This is a genomic window from Neisseria mucosa (assembly GCA_003028315.1).
In the GTDB taxonomy this organism is placed as follows: Bacteria; Pseudomonadota; Gammaproteobacteria; order Burkholderiales; family Neisseriaceae; genus Neisseria; species Neisseria mucosa.
On record CP028150.1, the window covers coordinates 1,877,288 to 1,900,204 of the forward strand.

13 protein-coding genes and 1 pseudogene are annotated in these 22,917 nt (G+C 52.0%); 4 read left to right on the forward strand and 10 right to left on the reverse strand.

The features are described 5' to 3' along the window. Positions 1 to 175 precede the first annotated feature (175 nt). On the reverse strand, positions 176 to 1,702 hold the full coding sequence (putP, locus tag NM96_09360) for a sodium/proline symporter PutP (protein ID AVR79513.1): 1,527 nt from the start codon (positions 1,700 to 1,702) through the stop codon (positions 176 to 178). A gap of 521 nt (positions 1,703 to 2,223) precedes the next feature. Between putP and NM96_09365 the strand changes: the two genes are divergently transcribed. From NM96_09365 to NM96_09380, 4 genes are all read left to right on the forward strand, one after another. Further along, positions 2,224 to 3,735: a ubiquinone biosynthesis regulatory protein kinase UbiB gene (locus tag NM96_09365; protein AVR80312.1), complete on the forward strand. Its 1,512-nt coding sequence runs from the start codon at positions 2,224 to 2,226 to the stop codon at positions 3,733 to 3,735. A 147-nt stretch (positions 3,736 to 3,882) separates the two neighbouring features. Then, a complete protein-coding gene (locus tag NM96_09370) occupies positions 3,883 to 4,974 on the forward strand; it encodes a redox-regulated ATPase YchF (GenBank protein AVR79514.1) in 1,092 nt (363 codons plus the stop codon). Between the two features lie 377 nt (positions 4,975 to 5,351). Beyond that, positions 5,352 to 7,226: an acyltransferase gene (locus NM96_09375; protein ID AVR79515.1), complete on the forward strand. Its 1,875-nt coding sequence runs from the start codon at positions 5,352 to 5,354 to the stop codon at positions 7,224 to 7,226. Between the two features lie 60 nt (positions 7,227 to 7,286). Then, entirely contained in the window at positions 7,287 to 8,582 is a 1,296-nt protein-coding gene (locus tag NM96_09380; GenBank protein ID AVR79516.1) for a tyrosine--tRNA ligase, read from the forward strand. Between the two features lie 67 nt (positions 8,583 to 8,649). On the opposite strand, the gene NM96_09385 is transcribed toward NM96_09380, so the two are convergent. The 9 genes and pseudogenes from NM96_09385 to NM96_09425 form a co-directional block, all read right to left on the reverse strand. Next, positions 8,650 to 9,819 (reverse strand): hypothetical protein, encoded by a 1,170-nt coding sequence (locus NM96_09385; protein AVR80313.1) that lies wholly within the window; start codon positions 9,817 to 9,819, stop codon positions 8,650 to 8,652. A 569-nt stretch (positions 9,820 to 10,388) separates the two neighbouring features. After that, positions 10,389 to 10,829 (reverse strand): prepilin-type cleavage/methylation domain-containing protein, encoded by a 441-nt coding sequence (locus NM96_09390; protein ID AVR79517.1) that lies wholly within the window; start codon positions 10,827 to 10,829, stop codon positions 10,389 to 10,391. A 103-nt stretch (positions 10,830 to 10,932) separates the two neighbouring features. Further along, positions 10,933 to 11,379 carry a prepilin-type cleavage/methylation domain-containing protein gene (locus NM96_09395; protein ID AVR79518.1) on the reverse strand — a complete coding sequence of 149 codons (447 nt, stop codon included), beginning with the start codon at positions 11,377 to 11,379 and terminating at the stop codon, positions 10,933 to 10,935. Between the two features lie 189 nt (positions 11,380 to 11,568). Further along, a pseudogene (locus NM96_09400) lies at positions 11,569 to 11,701 on the reverse strand (histone H1). Between the two features lie 903 nt (positions 11,702 to 12,604). After that, positions 12,605 to 14,647 carry a DNA helicase RecG gene (locus NM96_09405; protein AVR79519.1) on the reverse strand — a complete coding sequence of 681 codons (2,043 nt, stop codon included), beginning with the start codon at positions 14,645 to 14,647 and terminating at the stop codon, positions 12,605 to 12,607. Positions 14,648 to 15,101: 454 nt separating this feature from the next. Further along, complete coding sequence (asd, locus tag NM96_09410) at positions 15,102 to 16,217, reverse strand: aspartate-semialdehyde dehydrogenase (GenBank protein AVR79520.1); 1,116 nt, start codon at positions 16,215 to 16,217, stop codon at positions 15,102 to 15,104. A 183-nt stretch (positions 16,218 to 16,400) separates the two neighbouring features. Beyond that, positions 16,401 to 19,883: a chromosome segregation protein SMC gene (gene smc / locus NM96_09415; GenBank protein ID AVR79521.1), complete on the reverse strand. Its 3,483-nt coding sequence runs from the start codon at positions 19,881 to 19,883 to the stop codon at positions 16,401 to 16,403. 126 nt (positions 19,884 to 20,009) lie between these two features. After that, complete coding sequence (locus NM96_09420; GenBank protein AVR79522.1) at positions 20,010 to 21,722, reverse strand: flotillin; 1,713 nt, start codon at positions 21,720 to 21,722, stop codon at positions 20,010 to 20,012. A 155-nt stretch (positions 21,723 to 21,877) separates the two neighbouring features. After that, positions 21,878 to 22,846: an IS110 family transposase gene (locus NM96_09425; GenBank protein AVR80314.1), complete on the reverse strand. Its 969-nt coding sequence runs from the start codon at positions 22,844 to 22,846 to the stop codon at positions 21,878 to 21,880. Between the last annotated feature and the right edge of the window lie 71 nt (positions 22,847 to 22,917).

Consider the following 22,917-nt stretch of genomic DNA (forward strand, 5'->3'; position numbering starts at 1 on the left):
TTTATAAGGGTCGGACAAGCAATTTATCTCAAAAACAGGATTTTTTGCTTTGATAAAAAGCAGATAAAGCTAAAAGAGTGCATTATCCGCATGAGCATCAATATAAAAACAAAACCTGCTTTCCCGTATAAAAATTCAGACGACCTGCGGTCAACGGCAGGTCGTCTGAAAACACTTATTTCGCCTCGCGGTATTCTGTGTCCGCTTTTTCAAAACGTTCTTGGATTTCACGAGACGGCTCTTTGTCGGTCAGTGAAACCAGAATAGCGATAATCAAGCAGGCGATAAAGCCGGGGACGATTTCGTACATAGTCCAAATACCGGTTTCATGTGCAGCCAAAGCCGGTTTTTTGACCCACTCCGCCCACGCCACCACAGTCAGCGCGCCGGCAATCATGCCCGACAAAGCGCCGTATGCCGTGATGCGTTTCCACAATACCGACAGAATCACAATCGGACCGAACGCCGCGCCGAAGCCTGCCCACGCATAAGACACCAAGCCCAAAACTTTGCTTTCGGGGTCGGACGCAATCAGGATGGAGATCACAGCAATCGCCAACACCATCAGACGACCCACCCACACCAGCTCTTTTTGCGGCGCATTTTTACGCAAAAAGCCTTTGTAGAAGTCTTCGGTAATCGCGCTGGAGCAAACCAAAAGCTGGCAAGACAAAGTGGACATGACCGCCGCCAAAATCGCGCTCAAAATAATGCCTGCAATCCAAGGGTTGAACAATAAAGTAGAAAGCGCGATGAAGATACGTTCGTGGTTGCCCTTCATGGAAGCGGTTTGGTCGGGATTGGCACCAAAATACGCAATGCCGAAATAACCGACCGCCACTGCGCCTGCCAGACACAACACCATCCAAGTCATACCGATGCGGCGTGCGGACACCAGCGATTTCGCGCTTTCAGCCGCCATAAAGCGCGCCAAAATGTGCGGCTGACCGAAATAGCCCAAGCCCCATGCGGCGGTGGAAATAATGCCGATGACGGTCGTACCGGCAAACAGACTGCCGTATTCCTTACCTGTACTTGCGGCAACATTTTGAATCGCGGCAGACATTTGATCTGCACCACCCAGACCCAGATACACCATTACCGGCGTCAAAATCAGCGCAAAAATCATCAAAGAAGCTTGCAGCGTATCCGTCCAGCTGACCGCCAAGAATCCGCCCAAGAAGGTATAGGCAATGGTTGCACCCGCACCCAGCCACATGGCTTGTGTGTAAGTCATGCCTTCAAACAGACTTTGGAATAAGGTTGCCCCCGCCACAATGCCCGAAGCGCAATAAATCGTGAAGAAAAACAGAATAATCAGCGCGGAAACCACTTTCATCAAATGTCCGCCCGCGCCGAAGCGGTGGAAGAAATAATCCGGCAGCGTCAGCGCATTGTTGGCATATTCGGTATGTACGCGCAGACGGCCCGCCACCAAAAGCCAGTTGAAATACGCGCCGATCACCAAACCGATGGCAATCCAAGCCTCATTCAAACCGCTCAAATAAATCGCGCCGGGCAGACCCATCAAAAGCCAGCCCGACATATCGGACGCACCCGCCGACATCGCCGTAACAAACGGACCCAAGCTGCGCCCGCCCAAAATATAATCATCGAAATTGCGCGTGGAGAAATACGCGGCCAGACCAATCAAGAGAACGGCAATCAGATAGATTGCAAAAGTGATATACATGGGATTCATGTACTATTCCTCATCTAAAACTTCAAAATCACGGGCTGATGAAATTGCAGGCAATCCACGCCCAAACATTTTTCTAATTAAAATACAGCGGAAATTCTCGCGTTTTTACGGATACGCGGAACAAATCATTTTCAATTACAACAAGATAAGTAAAAAAATCCTATTGATTTGTAAATAATCCAATCCAGCATACCGTAAAAATTCCCACTTGCAAAGGCAGCGCAAACAGGTTCACCGCACAATGCGGACACGCCAATCAAAATACCATGTAAAACAAAATATTATGAAAATCTATTAAAAAATCTTGTTTTCAAACCTTGAAACTATCTTTCCTAATACCAAAACAATCCGCACAATTTTTCAGTAGTTAAACAACAGCTAAAACGGATCAACCCAAATTCCGCCTTAAAACTACCTTGCTTCATTTTCAGACGACATTTTCAAAAACCAGCCCGCCAACGCCTGCCGTTTCCTATATAATTCCCGCATTATCGACTGTCGCGCAATATCAATATATCGTCATGAAACGGCTCAAACGCATCAAAACCATCCTCCGCACGCTTTATCTCTACCGCCTCGCCGAGCTGTTTGCCGCGCTTGTCCGTCCGGGCTGGGCGCGGACGATGTTGAAAATGCTGCCGCAGTCGTCTGAATTGGAAAACGAACCGCCTGCCGTCCGCCTGCGCCTTGCCCTAGAAAGCCTGGGGCCGATTTTCATCAAATTCGGGCAGGTTCTGTCCACACGCCCCGATTTGATTCCGCATGATTACGCGGTCGAACTGGCAAAGCTGCAAGACCAAGTCCCGCCGTTTGATGCGCAGCTTTCACGCTCGCAAATCGAAAAATCACTGGGGCAATCCATCGAAACGCTGTATGCGGAATTTGAAACCGAACCCGTCGCCAGCGCATCCATCGCCCAAGTACACAAAGCCCGCCTGCATTCGGGCGAACAAGTGGCGGTCAAAGTCTTGCGTCCCAACCTTTTACCCGTTATCGAACAGGATTTGTCGCTGATGCGCTTCGGCGCGGCTTGGGTCGAGCGACTGTTTGCCGACGGCAAGCGTTTGAAACCGCGTGAAGTAGTGGCGGAGTTTGACAAATACCTGCATGACGAGTTGGACTTGATGCGCGAAGCCGCCAATGCCAGCCAACTCGGACGCAATTTCCAAAACAGCAATATGCTGATTGTGCCGAAGGTGTTTTACGACTACTGCACCAGCGACGTACTGACCATCGAATGGATGGACGGCACGCCGGTATCCGATATCGCCAAACTCAAAGCAGACGGCATTGATTTGCACAAACTTGCCGATTACGGTGTGGAAATCTTCTTCACACAAGTTTTCCGCGACGGCTTTTTCCATGCGGATATGCACCCCGGCAATATTCTGGTCGCCACCGACAACTGCTACATTGCCCTCGATTTCGGCATCGTCGGCACGCTGACCGATTACGACAAACGCTATCTCGCCATCAACTTCCTCGCCTTCTTCAACCGCGATTACCACCGCGTCGCCACCGCCCACATCGAATCGGGCTGGGTGCCTGCTGATACGCGCGCGGAAGAATTGGAAGCCGCCGTCCGCGCCGTGTGCGAGCCGGTGTTCAACAAACCGATTTCGCAAATTTCCTTCGGCTTAGTACTGATGCGCCTGTTTGAAGTCAGCCGCCGCTTCAATGTTGAAATCCAGCCGCAGCTTGTACTGCTGCAAAAAACGCTGCTCAACATCGAAGGCTTGGGACGGCAGCTTGATCCCGATTTGGACTTGTGGAAAACCGCCAAACCGTTTTTAGTGAAGTGGATGAACGAACAGGTCGGACCTAAAGCCTTTTTGCGCAACCTCAAAAACGAAGCCCCCGACTGGGCGCAAATCATCCCTTCCCTGCCGCGCAAAATCAATGCGCTGGTTGATGAAAACCGCCAGCAGGAAATGCGCGATGCCTATATCCATTTGGTTAAAGTACAGCAGCGGCAAAGCATGTGGCTGGGCGTGATTGCGATTGTGTTGCTGCTGATTTTACTGTTTGATTAAAAATCTATAAACACAAAAGGTCGCCTGAAAACGCCAACCGCTCCCATCGCATGGAAAACGCGCTTTTCAGACGACCTTTACAGTTTTTGAGTCATTCCCCGATATGCTATAATCCGCCGTTAAACTTTTATCTTTTCAGGAAAAACCATGAGCTTGAAATGCGGCATCGTCGGCCTGCCCAACGTCGGCAAATCCACCCTCTTTAACGCGCTGACCCAATCGGGCATCGAAGCGGCGAACTATCCCTTCTGCACCATCGAACCCAACGTCGGCATCGTCGAAGTGCCCGACCCGCGCATGGCGGAACTGGCGAAAATCGTCAATCCGCAAAAAATGCAGCCCGCCATCGTCGAGTTCGTCGACATTGCCGGTTTGGTTGCAGGCGCGAGCAAAGGCGAAGGCTTGGGCAACCAGTTCCTCGCCAACATCCGCGAAACCGACGCCATCGTCAACGTTGTGCGCTGCTTTGACGACGACAACATCGTCCACGTTTCCGGCAAAGTCGATCCGATTGCCGACATCGAAACCATCGGCACCGAACTGGCGCTTGCCGACCTCGCCAGCGTCGAAAAAGCCATCGTCCGCGAAGAAAAACGCGCCCGCTCAGGCGACAAAGACGCGCAAAAACTGGTCGAGCTGTGCAAAAAACTGCTGCCGCATCTGGACGAAGGCAAACCTGTCCGCTCCTTCGGTTTGGACGCGGAAGAACTCGCCATGCTCAAACCGCTGTTCCTGCTCACCGCCAAACCCGCCATGTATGTCGGCAACGTTGCTGAAGACGGTTTTGAAAACAATCCGCACCTCGACCGCCTGAAAGAATTGGCTGAAAAAGAAAACGCCCCCGTCGTTGCCGTTTGCGCCGCGATGGAGAGCGAAATCGCCGAATTGGAAGAAGACGAAAAAGCCGAATTCCTCGCTGAAATGGGCTTGGAAGAACCCGGCCTGAACCGCCTGATTCGTGCCGGCTACAATCTCTTGGGCCTGCAAACCTACTTCACCGCCGGCGTCAAAGAAGTCCGCGCCTGGACCATCCACAAAGGCGACACCGCCCCGCAAGCCGCCGGCGTCATCCACACCGACTTCGAACGCGGCTTCATCCGCGCCCAAGTCATTTCCTACGACGACTTTGTCTCACTCGGCGGCGAAGCCAAAGCCAAAGAAGCCGGCAAAATGCGCGTAGAAGGCAAGGAATATGTCGTGCAAGACGGCGATGTGATGCACTTCCTGTTTAACGTATAAACCCAATGCAACAGGTTTTCAGACGACCTCCCGATACTTTTTGAGTCGGGCAAGGTCGTCTGAAACCTGTTCTGAACAATTATTCGGGTTCACCTTGCCATGGAAATGGAAGCGTATAAAAACTCAAACCCGATTAAGCCCTATCTCATTAATTATAAAAATAAAATATTAAATCCACATCTTAAAACTATCACCTGAGTTTTCAATCTAACTACCCAATCAACCCGACGCCATCAACAATTATTCTAAAGCAGCCTACCCACACACTCCATACCTGATTTGAGTAACCAACCGTAATCCGATATACCATTAACCCTTATAAAAATTATCTTTCAGACGACCTCTGCATTGCCGGCTCTATTTAAAGTAAAAATATTATGAGTAAAGTCTTATCTTACCGTCCTGACATTGATACATTGCGCGCCATTGCCGTTTTATCCGTCGTAGCTTTCCATATCGAAAAGAACTGGTTGCCAGGCGGTTTTCTCGGTGTCGATATTTTCTTCGTGATTTCAGGCTTTTTGATTACGATGATTATCCATCGTGAAATGAGTCAGGGAATTTTCTCTTTTAAAACGTTTTATATCCGCCGCATCAAACGGATTCTGCCTGCATTTTTTGCCGTATTAATCGCAACGCTGATAGGCGGCTTTCTTTTATTCACCAAAGATGATTTCTTTCTTTTGTGGAAATCCTCACTGGCTGCTTTGGGTTTCGCATCCAATCTGTATTTCGCAAAAGGACAAGGCTATTTCGATCCGGCACAGGAAGAAAAGCCTCTGCTCCATATCTGGTCTTTATCGGTCGAAGAACAATACTACTTTGTCTTTCCGATATTGCTGCTGCTCGTCGTCCGCAAAAGCTGGCGCGTTCAGTTTGGCTTTCTCATCGCGTTATGTGTGTTAAGCCTTGCCGCTTCCTTTATGCCTTCTTCACTGGATAAATATTACCTCCCCCATCTGCGTGCCTGCGAAATGCTGGTCGGGTCGTTAACCGCCGTATGGATGCAATATCAACAACAGCAGAAACTTTCTATCGGCAAACAATATGCTGCCGCAGGTACTTTATTTTCCGTCTGCATACTGTTTGTCTGTCTGTTTGCCTACACGGAACAAACCGCTTATTTTCCAGGCCCTGCCGCTTTGATTCCTTGCCTGGCTTCGGCAGCACTGATTTATTTCAATCATTTCGACCACCCGCTTAAAAAATTTTTCCAATGGAAAATCACCGTTGCCATCGGCTTGATTTCCTATTCACTTTATCTGTGGCATTGGCCTATATTGGCCTTTATGCGCTATATCGGTCCGGACAACCTGCCTCCTTATTCAACAGCGGCAGCGATCGTCCTGATGGTGGTACTTTCCTTGATTTCTTATTTCTGCATAGAAAAACCGTTTAAAAATTGGAAAGGCTCGTTTGTACAATCTGCCTCGTGGATTTATGCCCTCCCCATGCTGATTTTGGCCGTAGGCTCTTTTTTCGCGATGAAGCTGCCGTTTATGGCGCAATATGACCGTATGGGATTGGCACGCTCCTACACTTCCTGTCATAACAATACCGACAAACAATGCCTTTGGGGAGATACGGAAAAACAGCCGGAATTGCTGATTTTGGGCGACTCTCACGCCGACCAATACAAAACATTCTTTGACGCAGTGGGCAAAAAAGAAAAATGGTCTGCAACCATGGTTTCTGCCGACAGTTGCGCCTATGTAGAAGGCTACTCAGCCCGAGTGTTCAAACAAAATGCCTCCTGTCGCGCCTTTTATCAGTATGCACAAGAGCATCTGCCTCGATATTCAAAAGTGCTTTTGGCCATGCGCTGGGGCAACCAAATGCCGGAAAACAGCAATTCTGTTTCTTATGATGCTGATTTCTTTAAAAAATTCGACACCATGCTGCAAACACTATCTTCTGAGAAACAAATTGTTTACCTCATGACGGACAACCAAACCTTGTCTTACAACGCCCTGCGCGCCTATATGCTGTCTTCCCGTATACCGGGTTACCGCCAAAACCTGCATTCGGACGATGAAGCGACCACGAAAGGCAATCTCCGTATTAGGGAACTGGCAGCCAAATATCCTAATGTCCATATCATTGATGCTGCAGCCCTTATTCCGAAAGATTTTAAAATCGACGGATTGCCGGTTTACTCGGATAAAGACCATATCAACCCTTACGGCGGAATAGAATTGGCGAAACTTTTTTCCGAAAAGAATAAACTCCTCGATACGCACCATAGCCATTGATCCGATTAAATTTGTTACAATTAGCGGTTTGCAAAACCGCTAATTTTTTGAAAGATACCGATGAGCGTCATCCAAGACCTACAATCGCGCGGCTTAATCGCGCAAACTACCGACATCGAAGCCTTAGACGCTTTGTTGAACGAACAAAAAATCGCCCTCTACTGCGGTTTCGACCCGACCGCCGACAGCCTGCATATCGGCCACTTGTTGCCCGTGTTGGCATTGCGCCGTTTCCAACAGGCAGGACATACGCCGATTGCTTTGGTGGGCGGCGCGACCGGTATGATCGGCGACCCCAGCTTCAAAGCGGTGGAGCGCAGCTTGAATTCCGCTGAAACCGTTGCCGGCTGGGTAGAAAGCATCCGTAACCAACTGAAACCATTTTTGAGCTTCGAAGGCGAAAACGCCGCCATTATGGCGAACAATGCCGACTGGTTCGGCAGCATGAACTGCCTCGACTTCCTGCGCGACATCGGCAAGCATTTTTCCGTCAACGCCATGCTGAACAAGGAATCCGTCAAACAGCGTATCGAGCGCGACGATGTGGGCATTTCCTTCACCGAGTTCGCCTACTCCCTGCTGCAAGGCTACGACTTTGCCGAATTGAACAAGCGTCATGGCGCGGTTTTGGAAATCGGCGGCTCCGACCAATGGGGCAATATTACTGCCGGTATCGACTTGACACGTCGTCTGAATCAAAAACAAGTATTCGGTCTGACCCTACCGCTGGTCACCAAATCCGACGGCACCAAATTCGGCAAAACCGAAGGCGGCGCGGTATGGCTGAACGCGAAGAAAACCTCGCCGTATCAGTTCTACCAGTTCTGGCTGAAAGTTGCCGATGCCGATGTGTATAAATTCCTGAAATACTTCACCTTCCTGTCTATCGAAGAAATCGACGCCATCGAAGCGAAAGACAAAGCCAGCGGCACCAAACCCGAAGCGCAACGCATCCTCGCCGAAGAAATGACCCGCCTGATTCACGGCGAAGCCGCCCTGCAAGCCGCGCAGCGCATTTCCGAAAGCCTGTTTGCCGAAGACCAAAGCAGCCTGACGGAAAGTGACTTCGAACAGCTCGCCCTCGACGGCCTGCCCGCATTTGAAGTTTCAGACGACCTCAACGTCGTCGAAGCCTTGGTTAAAACCGGCTTGGCGTCTTCCAACAAAGAAGCGCGCGGTTTTGTGAACAGCAAAGCGGTATTGCTCAACGGTCAATCCGCCGAATTGAACAACCCGAACCACGCCGCCGAACGCCCTGACGATGCCTATCTGCTGACCGACGCGCACAAACGCTTCGGCAAATACACCATCGTACGGCGCGGCAAACGCAACCACGCGCTCTTGGTTTGGAAATAAGCCTTAAATGACAAAGGTCGTCTGAAAACGCTTTTCAGACGACCTTTCCCATATTTCACCAAATAACTCAATCCTTCACTTTAAAATGTAACCAGGCAACCTGCCCCTGTTCCAAATATTTGATTGTTTCACCAATATTCTTCACAGGAGGCGGATGGTCACCAACAACAATGACTTCTACTCCCTTCATCTCCGGGCGTTTGACCAATTCTGCTAAGCCATCGAAAAATTGAGTGTGCAAGCTGAAATTACGGCATAAGTCCGTATCGGTAGGCAGGCCATATTGCTCACACTGCAAACGATGGTCAAACAAATCCGATTCAGGATAATCCGCATGGCTGGTCAGCGTCATCCAATAGAATAACCCTTTGTTATATTTCCCAAAGAATGATGAAACCTCATCAAACAACACGCTGTCGCATACCCCGCCAAATGCCGAGCAAGTCTTCTTACCGATCATATTCTCGGCTGTTTTTACTTCCTCAAAGCCTGCTTTCGGATACCAACTGAAGCGGTCATAAAGCGCGCTGCTCGCCCCATGCAGGGCAAAGGTCCGATAGCCTTCTTTCTTCATAAGATTGGGCAGGCATTGGGCAAACTTTTCATCCGGAGCGCGGCGCAACCCAAAACCATGTACCCTGCTGTAAGAACAAAGCTCCCGCATCTCGCCCTCTACAGTCGCTCCGATAAAATTAAAACTGCCGCTTTCCCAAACTGAAAAACGATCTTTTTGCTCCGACAACTTAGCAAGTACCGCATCCTGCAAAGCCTGCTTGTCGGGCTGTCCCCAAGATTCTGCAACTATCATGAGAATCTTGTCCGATTGGGGCTTCAGCAAATGCGATGCCGCCCTTTGCTGATTCTTCAGAGGCATAAATACAGGACTCTGAAACCCCTGCTTGATAAAGTCGGCATTCTGACTACTCGAATAAAGCAGATACTGACTTTTCGCATAATAAAAATTATTCGCCCCGAAAAGATTAAACTGCGCCGAACGCTCGTAATACTGCAAATGCCCGGTAAAATAAGCCGCAATCAAAAGCGGAACAACCAATACCGAAACATGGAAAAAATCGGTTTTATCGGCCGTTTTGGACAAGATCAAAGGCATCAGTAAAAGATACAGCAGCAAACTGCCCGTCAATACCTGATAAAGCAAAGGCGCCTTCATAATAAAGGGCGCAAGGTATATAGCCCCCAGCAAATCCATAAACGGGAACTGCTGCATTACCAGCATCAACACATCAAACAGCAACGCAGCCCAAAAAAGCAGTACCCCCGCCCATTTGGCGGGTTTCCACCCGAGCGCAAACAAAGCCGCCGCCGCAATATAATCCAAATTGATAATCGGACGCGCCGTTCCTGTAAGCCCTGCCAAAATCCAAAAAAGCAGATTCGGCAATACAACGAGCAATAGTGCATAAGCAAAATACTTCAGCCGCAACGACGGCAATCTAATTTGCTTCGATAAAAGAGAAGAAGGCTCCATCAGCAAATCCCTAGAAAAATAAATAATGATGAAAAAACTAAGCAAACGCCATGCCAAACAATAAAACAGGGAATAAGAAGCATCCTCAACCATGTAAAAGGTCGTCTGAAAACACTTTCAGACGACCTTTTAGCAGATTAGCTTTTCAAACCCCACATTGCGGATATTCAAATTTTGTTGGGCATGCCTCAACTGTAGTGTGGGCTTTGCCCACAAATCATGCCGAAAATTTCAGACAGCCTTGCACATCATCCTCGTGGGCAAAGCCCACGCTACCATTGCTACCAGCATGGAACAAAGCCTACAGCACACACAATTTATCTGCATGGCGTAGGTAAGAAATTCTTAGAAATCGCATTGGCATCAGAGGAATCACAGCTCCATTCGATAACGCTCTCTGCATTACCTGATGTACCGACTTTGGGGACTAAAGTAATTGTTTTTCCTCTAATGGCAATATTGGCTTCATCGTTCATTGTTACAGTAATTTTTCCGGTAGCGGCGACATGAAGCGATTTGACATACCGTCCGTTCACATTATTTTCGCCGCTATAGTTACCAACCGGAACCCAGCCCTGACCGAAATAAGCCGTACTGACATCGGTTTTCGCCGTACTGGCGAACAGCAATGCTTCAACTACCTGAGAACGGGCAACATAATTATTGTAAATTGGGAAAGAAATTGCAGCTAAAATACCGATGATCGCTATAACAACCAATAACTCAATCAAGGTAAAACCCTTTTGTACCATATACATTTCCCCTTTTAAGATTGTTTAATAAAATTTTTTAGGATATCCATACCAAAGAAGGGTGCATCCCCAATATAACAGGACACACCCTAATCAAAGATTTAGCTTATTAACGGCAAGCGGCAGGGATATATTTGGCTTCTAATGCCTTTGTTTTATCTTTTTTAGCAGTACATACCCAAGTTACCGCACCACTTTGAGCTGCCGGTGTCAAAATAATAGATGCACCTTTAACGCCATCGGCTACGCCACTTGAATTCATCAGAGCTGTGATCACACCATTCGCACCAATAGTAACAGATGTTACATATTTACCTTTAATGGTAGATGCACTAGCAACACCAGCTTCTGCATTGCTCGTAGGAAATGCGCCTTTATCAGCATAGTATTCAGTAACGGCAGCTTTTTGACCATCGGACAAAGTGATCGCTTCAGAGATTTGAGCACGGGCGGTGTAGTCTTGGTAAGCAGGCAGGGCGATTGCAGCCAGGATACCGATAATTGCTACGACGATCATCAATTCGATCAGGGTGAAACCTTTTTGGATTGCTTTCATTTAATAAACTCCAGTTTAAAAAGTGTTGTGAATAAAAATGTTTGTTGTTAAAAAACCGTAATGTGTTTGGCTCTGCTTGTTTATGAGTAAAACCATCAAGTAGAAGGAATATACAGCTTCCCGGTTCGGGCTTCGTTGCTTCGTTTCCCTTGCCGGACGTAATGTATCAAGCATGGGATGTGCCAAGTCTGGATTTTTTGTGAAAATATTTTGTAATTTTATGTTTTTAATAGGTTTAAATTTGTTTTGAAGGATTTTTCGGGCAGATTTGGGCTTTTTTATGACGTGGGATTTTTTGGGGGGATATGACGTGTTTTGTCATTTTTGAGAAGAAAAGGGAAACGTTTTATGTCATATGACGTATTTCGTCACTTTCATACCTATTTTAATAATATTGAAATGGATTTGATAAGCGGTATCGTTTTTAGACAAGCGGTATTTTGAAGTTTTATATATTTTTAATATGATGATTTTATGTTATTTTTTTATACAAATTTGATAAACGGATTTTAATTCGGATAAACGGTCATTTTCAAAATCGAATTATAGATATTTAGTTTATTTTTGAACGTTTTATTTGACTAAAACCGTCATCTGAAAATATGGCGGGTTTCGCCGGTAAAACATAAACGCCCTGCCAAGACCAATATTTCTGCAAACCGCATCCGTGGGCAAAGCCCATACTGCGGTAATCGTTGAATATTTCTGAAATCAGAGGTCTGGATTCCCGCCTGCGCGGGAATGACGGCGAAGCAGGCAGGGATATGGGGAGTTTTTTCAGACGACTTGAGGGGATCTGAAAGTGGCTGCCGTAGCGTGGGCTTCGCCCGCGAGAATATATTAAGAGACCCGCCGCAACTGATATTTCTGCAAACCATATCTGTGGGTAAAGTCCATACTGCGGTAATCGTTGAATATTTCTGAAAGCCGTAGGTCTGGATTCCCGCCTGCGCGGGGATGACGGCACGGTTGGCAGGGATGTGGGAACTGTTTTTTCAGACGACTTGCGGGTATCTGCAATCGGCTGCCTTAGCGTGTGGGCTTCGCTCGCGAGAATATATTAAGAGACCCGCCGCAACCGATATTTCTGCGAACCGCATCCGTGGGTAAAGCCCACGCTACGTCCATCGTTGAATATTTCTGAAAGTCGTAGGTCTGGATTCCCGCCTGCGCGGGAATGACGGCGCATTAGGTAAAAATAGTGGGATTGGATTTTCAGACAACCTCACACACCCAAATACCCTTCCCTGCTGGCAAGCCACCTTGTCAGATGCGCTTCGACGATTTCGGGGTTTTGTTCAATCAGCATCGGGGCGATTTCGCGCGCTTGTTCCAAGAGGTGCAGGTCTTCTTCGAGATTGGCGAAGCGCAGCATGGGGACGCCGCTTTGACGCGCGCCGAGAAATTCGCCGGGGCCGCGGATGTTGAGGTCTTGGCGGGCGATTTCGAAGCCGTCGGTGTGTTCGTAGATGACTTTCAGCCGGGCTTTGGCGAGTTCGCTCAAGGGTTCGGCAAACAGGAGGACGCACACACTTTCTGCCGCGCCACGCCCTACCCGCCCGCGTAATTGGTGCAGCTGCGCCAAGCCCATGCGCTCGGCGTGTTCGATTACCATCAGGGCGGCGTTGGGCACATCTACGCCAACTTCGATGACAGTGGTGGCAACCAAGACGTTAAGACGGCCTGCGGCAAACTCCGCCATAACTTCGGCTTTTTCGGCGGCTTTCATGCGCCCGTGTACCAAGCCGATGTTGAGTTCGGGCAAGGCTGCCTGAAGCTGCTCGAGGGTTTCGGTGGCGGTTTGCAGTTGCAGGGTTTCGCTTTCTTCAATCAGCGGGCAGACCCAGTATGCCTGCTGCCCTTTGCGGCAGATGTTGAGGACGAAGCCTTCGACTTCGGCGCGGCGGACGTTGTTGACGAGGCGGGTTTTAATCGGGGTGCGTCCGGGCGGCAATTCGTCGATGACGGACACGTCCAAGTCGGCGAAAAAACTCATGGCGAGCGTGCGCGGGATGGGCGTGGCGGACATCATCAGCTGGTGGACGTCGCGCCCTTTGTTTTTGAGGGCGAGGCGTTGGGCGACGCCGAAGCGGTGTTGTTCGTCCACAATCACCAAGCCCAGATTTTGGAACTCGACGTCGTCTGAAAACAGGGCGTGCGTGCCGACGGCGATTTTGACGGTGCCGTCGGCGAGTTTGGCTTTGGCTTCGTCTTTGGCTTTTTTGCGCTGGCTGCCGGAAAGCCAGACAACTTCGAGTCCTAACGGTTCGAGCCATTGTTTGAACTTGATGAAATGCTGTTCGGCAAGGATTTCGGTCGGCGCCATCACGGCCGCCTGCGCGCCGGATTCGATGGCGGTCAGCGCGGACAAGGCGGCGACGATGGTTTTGCCGCTGCCGACATCGCCTTGCAACAGGCGGTGCATGGGGTGGGTTTGCGCCATGTCGCGGCGGATTTCGGACACGACCCTTTCTTGTGCATCGGTCAGGGCAAACGGTAAGGCGTGGCGCAGGGCTTGGGTCAGCGTACCGTCGCCGCCCAATGCCGCCGCCGTGCCACTGACGCGCTTCTGCCGCGCCAGCCGCATGGAAAGCTGTTGCGCCAAAAGTTCGTCGAATTTGAGCCGCTGCCATGCGGGCAGCGCGCCGTCGGAAAGCTGGTGGATGGTGAAACTCGGCGGCGGCGAATGCAAAAGACGCAGGCTTTCGGCAAGGTGCGGCAGTTTCAGACGACCCAATAAGGCATCGGGCAAAGTATCGTGCAGCGGCGTAACGTCTAACGCCGTCTGAATGATGCGGCGCAAAGTGGGCTGGTTCAAACCGTTTACGGTCGGATAAACAGGCGTGAGGCTTTCCGCCAAACCGCTGCCCTCGGCATCGCGGATTTTGGGATGAATCATCTCGTCGCCGTAAAACCCGTGTTTGATTTCGCCCACGGCGCGGATGCGTTTGCCGGCCGCCATCTGTTTCTGATTACTGGCATAAAAGTGGATGAAACGCAAAAAAAGGACGCTGCCGGAATCGTCGGCAATTTGGACAATCAACTGCTTGCGCGGTTTGAACGTTACTTCCTGATGGATGACCTCGCCCTCGACCTGACACGGTACGCCAATCGGCGCATCCTTAATCGGCATGATGTGCGTCTCGTCCTCGTAACGCAGCGGCAAATGCAAAACCAAATCCCATGCGGTATGGAGGTTGAGTTTGTCGAGCTTCTTGGCGGAAACGTCGGTGATTTTGAGCTGTTTCTGGGTTTCGGGCGTCATCATGGCTTTATCCTTTAATGGCGCGTATTTTAGCTGAAAATGCAGGAAGGGGTCGTCTGAAAGGACGTTCAGACGACCTGGAGGCATTGCACAGGTAGAGTTTGATAATTTGCCCATGCCGTCATTCCCACGCGGGAGGGAATCTCGATTTCGGGGTTTCAGAAAAATTTACAAAGTTGCCATGATTTCAAATTTCTAGATTCCCGCCTGCGCGGGAATAACGGCATAAGGTTTCTATGTATAGTGGATTAAATTTAAATCAGGACAAGGCGACGAAGCCGCAGACAGTACAGATAGTACGGCAAGGCGAGGCAACGCCGTACTGGTTTAAAGTTAATCCACTATAAATCACTATAAACCGTCAAATTTAAGAATCCGTCCACCCCTGCTACTTTCAGACGACCTTGATAAAAAAAGCAACGGATAAACCGTTGCTTTTTTGTTTGACCTGCAAATCTTACAAACTGCCCAACACGATGCGCAACACGCGGCGTAAAGGTTCGGCCGCGCCCCACAAGAGCTGGTCGCCGACGGTGAACGCGCTGATGTATTCGCCGCCCATGCCCAGTTTGCGGATGCGTCCGACGGGGACGGACAGCGTACCGGTAACTTTGGCGGGCGTCAGCTCGTGGATGCTGGCTTCTTTTTCGTTGGGGATGACTTTCACCCAGTCGTTCGCGCTTGCCAAAATCGCTTCGATTTCAGAAACGGGCAGGTCTTTTTTCAGCTTCAGGGTGATGGCTTGGCTGTGGCAGCGCATAGAGCCGATGCGGACGCACAAACCGTCGATTACGGTCGGATTGTCGCTGCGGCCGAGGATTTTGTTGGTTTCCGCGCCGCCTTTCCATTCTTCTTTGGACTGGCCGTTGCCCAAATCCACGTCAATCCACGGAATCAGGCTGCCGGCGAGCGGTACGCCGAAGTTGGCTTTCGGATAGTCTTCGCTGCGCAGGAAATCGGATACTTTGCGGTCGATGTCGAGAATCGCGCTGGAAGGATCGGCAAGCTCGTCCGCTACTTGGGCGTGAATCGCGCCCATGCCGCTGATGAGTTCGCGCATGTTTTTCGCACCTGCGCCGGATGCGGCTTGGTAGGTCATGCTGGTTGCCCATTCGACCAAATCGTTTTGGAACAGGCCGCCCAGCGCCATCAGCATCAGGGAGACGGTGCAGTTGCCGCCGATGTAGTTTTTCACGCCGTTTTTGAGGCCGTTGTCGATGACGTTTCGGTTGACTGGGTCGAGGACGATAATCGCGTCGTCTTTCATGCGCAGGGAGGACGCCGCGTCAATCCAGTAGCCGTTCCAGCCGCTGTCGCGCAGGGGTTGGAACACGGATTTGGTGTAATCGCCGCCTTGGCAGGTTACGATGATGTCCATTTTCGCCAGTTCGGCAACGTCGTTCGCGTCCAATAATGTTTTCGCCGCCTGACCGAAATCAGGTGCCGCGCCGCCGACGTTGGATGTGGTGAAGAAGAACGCTTCGGGAATATGGGCGAAGTCGTTTTCTTCTTTCATACGCTGCATCAAAACCGAACCGACCATGCCGCGCCAGCCGACGAAACCTACTTTCATGTTGAGCTCCTTAGGGGGAAATTGTTAACAAATTTCTGAATAGGGAAAAAGGAAGAGTTTTAAACCTGTTTGAGGTAAATGTAAAGTTTTTTATAGCATCTCTAGAAAGAAATAAAAGGTCGTCTGAAATACACTTTCAGACGACCTTTCCGTATCAAGCTCAATCAAGATTCCCCCACCTCATCACGGTTCCGCCATTTCCAATGCCTGCTTGATGTCCACGGCAACGACGCGCGATACGCCTTTTTCCTGCATGGTTACGCCGACGAGCTGCTCTGCCATTTCCATGGTCAGGCGGTTGTGGGAGATGTAGAGGAACTGGGTTTGCGCCGACATTTCTTTGACCAGGTTGCAGAAGCGCGAGGTGTTGGCGTCGTCCAGCGGAGCGTCGACTTCGTCCAGAAGGCAGAAGGGGGCGGGGTTGAGGCTGAACAGGGCGAACACGAGGCTCATGGCGGTGAGGGCTTTTTCGCCGCCGGAGAGGAGGTGGATGGTGCTGTTTTTCTTGCCGGGCGGGCGCGCCATGATGGACACGCCGGCAGTCAGGAGGTCGTCGCCTATCATTTTGAGGGTCGCTTCTCCGCCGCCGAACAGGGTCGGGAAGAAGGTTTGGACTTTGCCGTTGACGGCGTCGAAGGTTTCTTTGAAACGCTCTTTGGTCTTGTCGTCGATTTGGGCGATGGCTTCTTCCAAAAGGGAGATGGCGGCCTGCACGTCTTCGCTTTGGCTGCGGTAGTAGCCGTCGCGTTCGCGAGCTTCTTCGAGTTCTTGCAGGGCGGCGAGGTTGACGGCGCCGAGGGCTTCGATTTGCTGGGTGAGGCTGCCGATGCTGCTGTTCAATACTTTCGGCGATTCTTTCGTCAACGCTTCGAGCGCGTCCAAATCGGCGGCGCGTTCGGTCAGGTTTTGATGGTAGCGTTTGGCGTTGATCAGGGCTTCCTGCTGCTGCAACAGGGCGGTTTGGGTGGCGGCCTGAAGCTGCGGCAGCTTGGTTTGCAGGGTTTGTACGCGGGCGTATTGCTCCCTGCCCTGTTCCTGAATCTGCGCGAGTTTTTCCTGCACGGCGATGTATTCTTCGTCCAGCGTGTGTACGGCTTCGGTCAGCTCGTCGAGCTTGATGTGCTGCTCGTCGTTTTGGAACTCGGTTTCATAGGCGAGGGCAAGCTCTTGCTGGCGTTCCTGCCAGTCCAGGGTTTGCTGTTCGAGCCGGGCGATTTGCTGCTGGTAGTTTTGTTTTTGCTGGTTGAGTTTGTGGACGGCGACTTCGGCCAGCCCGTATTGGCGGTTGGCTTCCAACAAGGCAAGCTGCGCCTGTTTCAGACGACCTTGCTGTTCTTGGCGGCTGTGTGCGGTGGTTTGCTGTTGGCGTTCGAGTTCGGCAGCGGCTTCCTGCAAAGTAGCGATGTCGTCTGAAAGCCCGTCGGACGTGTGTTGCAACACGGTCTGCTCTTCTGCCAACTGCGCCAGTTCGCGCTCGATGTGTTCGCGGCGGATTTGCCCTTGGTTGGTGCGTGCCAAGAGTTCGGCGGCACGTTGCTGCGCTTGGCTGTATTGGCGCGTGTGCTGCTGTTGCTGCTGCATCAGGTTTTTGTGTTGCACTTCGGACGAGCGCACGGCAGCCTCCGCCTGTTTGAACGCGGCTTCGGCGACGGAGAGTTCGGGGGCGAGGTTTTCCAGTTCGGACGCGATGCCGTCGAGGCGCGCTTTTTGGGCAATCAGGCTTTCCTGCGCGGGCTTGGCATAGAGCAGGACGCTGACTTTATCGACCTGATGGCCTTCGGGCGTGAGCCAGATTTGGTGTGCGCCCAAATCGCTTTGATGCACGAGGGCGTAGCTCAAATCGGGCGCGCACAATACGCCGTCGAGCCAGTGGTGCAATGCCGTCTGAAACGGCGGCTGCGCTTGGATTTGGTTCAGCAATGCCTGTACGGGCAGGGATTTTTTGATGCCGCCGGAGAGGTCGTCTGAAAGCCATGCCGCCTGCCCCTGCGGCAAAGGTGCGGGCGGCACGAAGCCGTGCGGCACGGCGCGGGCGTGCAGGCGTTCGGCAAGGATGACGGACAGGGCGTGCTGCCACTCGGCAGGGGCGGTGATGTGTTGCCACAGCTGCGGCGCGGCGGCGTGGTCGGTTGCCTGCCAGAAGTCGGCGGCTTCCTGTTGTTGCGACAGGATTTGCGACAACGCCTGCTGCTGCGCCTGCAAAGTGATGTGTTGCTGCCTCAGGCTTTGGAAGCGGTTTGAGGCCGTCTGAAACGCCTCGCGGGCGGCGTGTAAGGCTTCTTCGGCAGCGATGATTTGTTCTTCGTAATGCTCTTGCTGGCTTTGCAACAAGGAGGCGGCTTCCTGCGCAGCGGCGGTTTCGGCTTCGTCGGGCAGGTTCAGGGCTTGGTTTTCCTGTTTCAGACGACCTTTGCGCTCTTCGTGCTTGGCAACGGTTTGTTCGGCATGGGCAAGCTGCTGCTGCTTCAACGCCAGTTCGCGGCGGATGCGGTTTGCCTCGTCCTGCTGGGTTTGGAAGGCGGCGTTGAGCGTGGCTTGGACTTCTTCCAATTCGGGCAGACGCTCTTCGTGTTCGGCAACCTGCATCGCCCATTCCGCCAATTCGGTTTGCTTTTCTTCGGCCTGGAACTCGTTTTCCTCAAGCTGCACGCGGATTTGCTGCTGCTCCTGATGGATGCGCTGCATCTGCGCCTGCGCCGCCTGCTTGTCGCGTTCGATGCGTTGGTGCAGGTTTTGCTGATGGCGGATTTGTTCTTCCAAACGGGCAATCTGCTCGCGCAACACGCCGCGTTTGTTGCTCAATTCGTGCACCGCCTGCTGCTGCGACTGTTCGGCGGTCTGCAAGGCGTGTACTTCTTCGTTTAACGCCTGAACCTGCGCGGCGGTTTCGTCCTGCTGCGCCTGCAAAGACTGATGTTGCGCGGTCGCCTTATCGGCGGCGGCAAGCGATTGCTGCCATTGGGCGTAATCGAGCAAATCCTGTTGTTGGTTCAACTGCGCAGTCAGGGATTTGTAACGTTCGGCGGTTTCGGCTTGTTTCTCCAGCTTTTCCACCTGACGCGCCAACTCGTTCTGCAAATCGCCCAAACGCTGCAAATGCTCGCGCGTGTCTTTCAGACGACCCTCCGTCTCCTTGCGGCGTTCCTTATATTTGGACACGCCCGCCGCCTCCTCGATATAGGCGCGCAACTCCTCCGGCCGCGCTTCGATGATGCGCGAAATCATCCCCTGTTCGATAACGGCATAACCACGCGCGCCCACGCCCGTACCCAGAAACAAATCGGTAATGTCGCGGCGGCGCACGGTCTGATTGTTGATGAAATACGTCGATTCGCCCTGACGCGTCAACTGCCGCTTGATGCTCACCTCGGCATACTGCCCCCACGCCCCCTGCAAACTATGGTCGCTATTGTCAAACACCAGCTCCACCGAAGCCCTCGGCGCAGGACGGCGCGTCGCCGCACCGTTAAAAATCACGTCCTGCATACTCTCGCCGCGAAGCTGCTTCGCCGAAGCCTCGCCCAACACCCAGCGCACCGCATCAATCACATTCGACTTGCCGCAGCCGTTCGGTCCGATAACCGCAACAAGCTGCCCCGGAACATGAATCGTGGTCGGGTCGGTAAAAGATTTGAAGCCGGAGAGTTTGATGTGGGTCAGACGCATGGGATAAGGACGGAGAGAAAAAAATAAAGTGGGATTTTATACTAAAACATCTGACAAAAGGTCGTCTGAAACCCTGTTTCGAGGTTTCAGACGACCTTTGCTTTCAGACCTTCTTAACGGCGCGGCTTATTCTTTGCCGATGCCTTTATCCAGCCCTTGTGTCAGACCGTTGATGTCGCCGCCGTTCAGGCCCAATTCTTTCAAGAGGCCGTCAACCAGCGGGGCTTGGCTGCGGTAGCGCAGGGCGCTGTTGACCATTTGGTCGGCGAGGCTGGCTTGTGTGGTTTGACCTTCCGACACGCCTTCGGAGCCGTTGGCAGCGCCGCTGAATCCGCCCAAGCCGTTGACTTGCAGAATCTTGATGTCGTCGATGTTTTCCATCGGGCGCACGGATTCGCGGATGATGTCGGGCAGGTGTTTCAACAGGGCGAGGCGCACTTGCATTTCGACTTGCTCGACGCTCAGGACATTGGCAGCTTCGTTCACGGCGCGGGTACCTTCGGCATCGACTTTGTATTGCTGCTCTTGCGCTTGCGCCAGCAGGACTTTGGCATCGGCTTCACCTTTGGCTTGCAGGCGTTGTTTCTCGGCTTCGGCTTCGGCGGCAATGCGCACGGCTTCGGCGCGGTCTTGCGCGGCCTGTTTCTCGGCTTCGGCGGCGACGGTGAGCGAAATCGCGTCTTTTTGCGCGGCTTCTTCGGCGGCAATCAGTTCGACGGCTTTGGCACGTTCGGCGCGTTCGGTTTCGCGTACGGTAATCACGCTCTCTTCTTCACGCACGGCGGCGGCGCGGGCTTTGTCGGCTTCGGCTTTGGCTTCGGATTCGGCACGCGATTTCTCGGCAACGGCGATGGCGCGGTCTTGTTCGGCAAGCTCGATGGCTTTGCGGCGCTCGACTTCTGCCTGCTCGACGGCTTGGGCTTTGCGGATGTCTTCGTTTTTAATGTCGCGTTCGGCGGCGATGCGTTTCAAATCCACTTCGCGTTCGGCGGCGATTTTGGCTTCTTCCGCCTCGCGTTTTTTCTGCGCTTCCTGCTCGGCGATGCTGGCTTCCTGTTCGGCGCGGCGCACGGCGATTTCGCGTTCTTGTTCGAGTTTGGCGTATTCTTCTTCGCGCGAGATTTTCAGGCGTTGCTGCTCGGCTTCGAGGTTTTTGGTTTTAATCGCCAAATCGGTGTCTTGTTCGATTTCGTTGCGTTTTTTGCGGCGGCCTTCGATGGTTTCGGTCAGTTTGGTCAGACCTTCCGCATCAAAGGCGTTTTGCGGGTTGAAAAACTCAAAGCTGGTCTGGTCGAGGCCGGTCAGGGAGACGGTTTCGAGTTCGAGGCCGTTTTTAAACAAGTCTTCGCTCACGACTTGTTGCACTTTCTGAACGAAATCAACACGTTTTTCGTGCAGCTCTTCCATCGCCATTTCGGCGGCGACGGCGCGCAGGGCATCGACGAATTTACCTTCGACGAGGTCTTTCAATTCGTCGGGCGACATGGTTTTCATACCCAGCGTTTGCGCGGCGGTGGCGATGCTCTCGGCGCTGGGTTTGACGCGGACGTAAAATTCCGCCATCACATCGACGCGCATCCGGTCGCGGGTAATCAACGCCTGCTGCGCCGCGCGGCGCACTTCAAGACGCAATGTGTTCATGTTGACGGGGATGATTTCGTGCAGCACGGGCAGCACCATCGCGCCGCCGTTCATGATGACTTTTTCGCCGCCGAAGCCGGTGCGCACGAAGGAGACTTCTTTGCTGGCGCGGCGGTACAGGCGGGTGAGGATGAGGCCGAGTACGAACAGCGCGACGAGTATGACGCCGGCGATGATGCCGATGGAAACTAAGTTCATGGGTTTTCCTTTCTTGTTGTCGATATACCCTTGAGGGGCGTGGGTTCAGACGGTTTTTTTAGGGTTTGGGGTCGTCTGAAAAGGTTAAAAATCTGGGGTTTTAAAGGTAGCAACTGTATTTTTCACCCCGCCGGGCAAAAATACCAAAACTCAAATCAAGCCGTTCGGATACCGTTTTCGGTGGTACCGTTCCCGGCAAAATAATCACGCATCCGGGCATTCAATATCGTCAGCAGTTTGCGCATACATGCCGTAACGGCAACCTTATACGGCTTACCCTTGGACAGCAGGCGCTGGTAGAAATCCCGAATAAGCGGTTCAAAACGTGTCGCTACCACGGTAGCCATATACAGCGCCTTACGCACCGCAGACCTTCCGCCGAAGCAGTGGCTTTTGAATTTGGTTTCCCCGCTCTCCCTCGGATGCGGGGCAATGCCGACCAAACTCGCTATCCGTTTGTGCGACAGCCGTCCCAATTCGGGCAGCATCGCCATCAGCGTAGCCGTCGTTGTCGAACCGATGCCTTTGATTTGTTCCACCACTTTGGCTTTGTCGTCAAAATGCGTGTGGGTGTGGTCGTCGATTTGTTTGTCCAATTCGTCAATCAGACGGTCAAAATGGGCAATCAGTTGTTTGACGCTTTCGACTTGCGTTTCGTGAACCTGATGCAGACGGTTTTTCTCGGCAGTCCGCATCTCCACCAGTTGGTTGCGGCGGTTGACCAATGCCTCCAACACTTCCTCCGCTTCGGTGGGCGGGTGATAGAGCATGGTTTGCCAATCTTCTTTCTGCATCATCATCTGTGCGAAGAAGGCGAGCATTTGGGCATCTTTGGCATCGGTTTTGGTCAGCGACTGCGATTGGGCAAACTGATGCGTCTGACGCGGGTTGGCGATGATCACGGCTATGCCTGCGCGGTGGATGGCTTTGGCGGCGGGAATTTCGAGACCGCCGGTGCTTTCCATGACGACGAGGGCGACGTTGTGTTTTTTAAGGTATTCGATGGTATGGGCGATACCTTTGGGGTTGTTGGTTTCGGTTTTGGTTTTAGACAAAGACGAAACGGCGATGACGAAGTTTCGTTTGGCGATGTCGATGCCTGCACAGTTGTATTGGGTACTCATCATAAACCTGCCTTGCATTCGGTTGTGTTGTCTGGCAACTGTCCGGTTGTGTCGATGGGTTGCCCGGCCGC

What these genes read in the sequence shown, in the direction of transcription:
- NM96_09380 (AVR79516.1), top strand. Translation starts at nt 7,287, where the DNA reads ATGAGCGTCATCCAAGACCTACAATCGCGCGGCTTAATCGCGCAAACT.
- NM96_09375 (AVR79515.1), top strand. Translation starts at nt 5,352, where the DNA reads ATGAGTAAAGTCTTATCTTACCGTCCTGACATTGATACATTGCGCGCC.
- NM96_09390 (AVR79517.1), bottom strand. Translation starts at nt 10,829, where the DNA reads ATGTATATGGTACAAAAGGGTTTTACCTTGATTGAGTTATTGGTTGTT.
- NM96_09395 (AVR79518.1), bottom strand. Translation starts at nt 11,379, where the DNA reads ATGAAAGCAATCCAAAAAGGTTTCACCCTGATCGAATTGATGATCGTC.
- NM96_09370 (AVR79514.1), top strand. Translation starts at nt 3,883, where the DNA reads ATGAGCTTGAAATGCGGCATCGTCGGCCTGCCCAACGTCGGCAAATCC.
- NM96_09365 (AVR80312.1), top strand. Translation starts at nt 2,224, where the DNA reads ATGAAACGGCTCAAACGCATCAAAACCATCCTCCGCACGCTTTATCTC.
- NM96_09420 (AVR79522.1), bottom strand. Translation starts at nt 21,722, where the DNA reads ATGAACTTAGTTTCCATCGGCATCATCGCCGGCGTCATACTCGTCGCG.
- NM96_09385 (AVR80313.1), bottom strand. Translation starts at nt 9,819, where the DNA reads ATGCTGGTAATGCAGCAGTTCCCGTTTATGGATTTGCTGGGGGCTATA.
- smc (AVR79521.1), bottom strand. Translation starts at nt 19,883, where the DNA reads ATGCGTCTGACCCACATCAAACTCTCCGGCTTCAAATCTTTTACCGAC.
- putP (AVR79513.1), bottom strand. Translation starts at nt 1,702, where the DNA reads ATGAATCCCATGTATATCACTTTTGCAATCTATCTGATTGCCGTTCTC.
- NM96_09405 (AVR79519.1), bottom strand. Translation starts at nt 14,647, where the DNA reads ATGATGACGCCCGAAACCCAGAAACAGCTCAAAATCACCGACGTTTCC.
- asd (AVR79520.1), bottom strand. Translation starts at nt 16,217, where the DNA reads ATGAAAGTAGGTTTCGTCGGCTGGCGCGGCATGGTCGGTTCGGTTTTG.
- NM96_09425 (AVR80314.1), bottom strand. Translation starts at nt 22,846, where the DNA reads ATGAGTACCCAATACAACTGTGCAGGCATCGACATCGCCAAACGAAAC.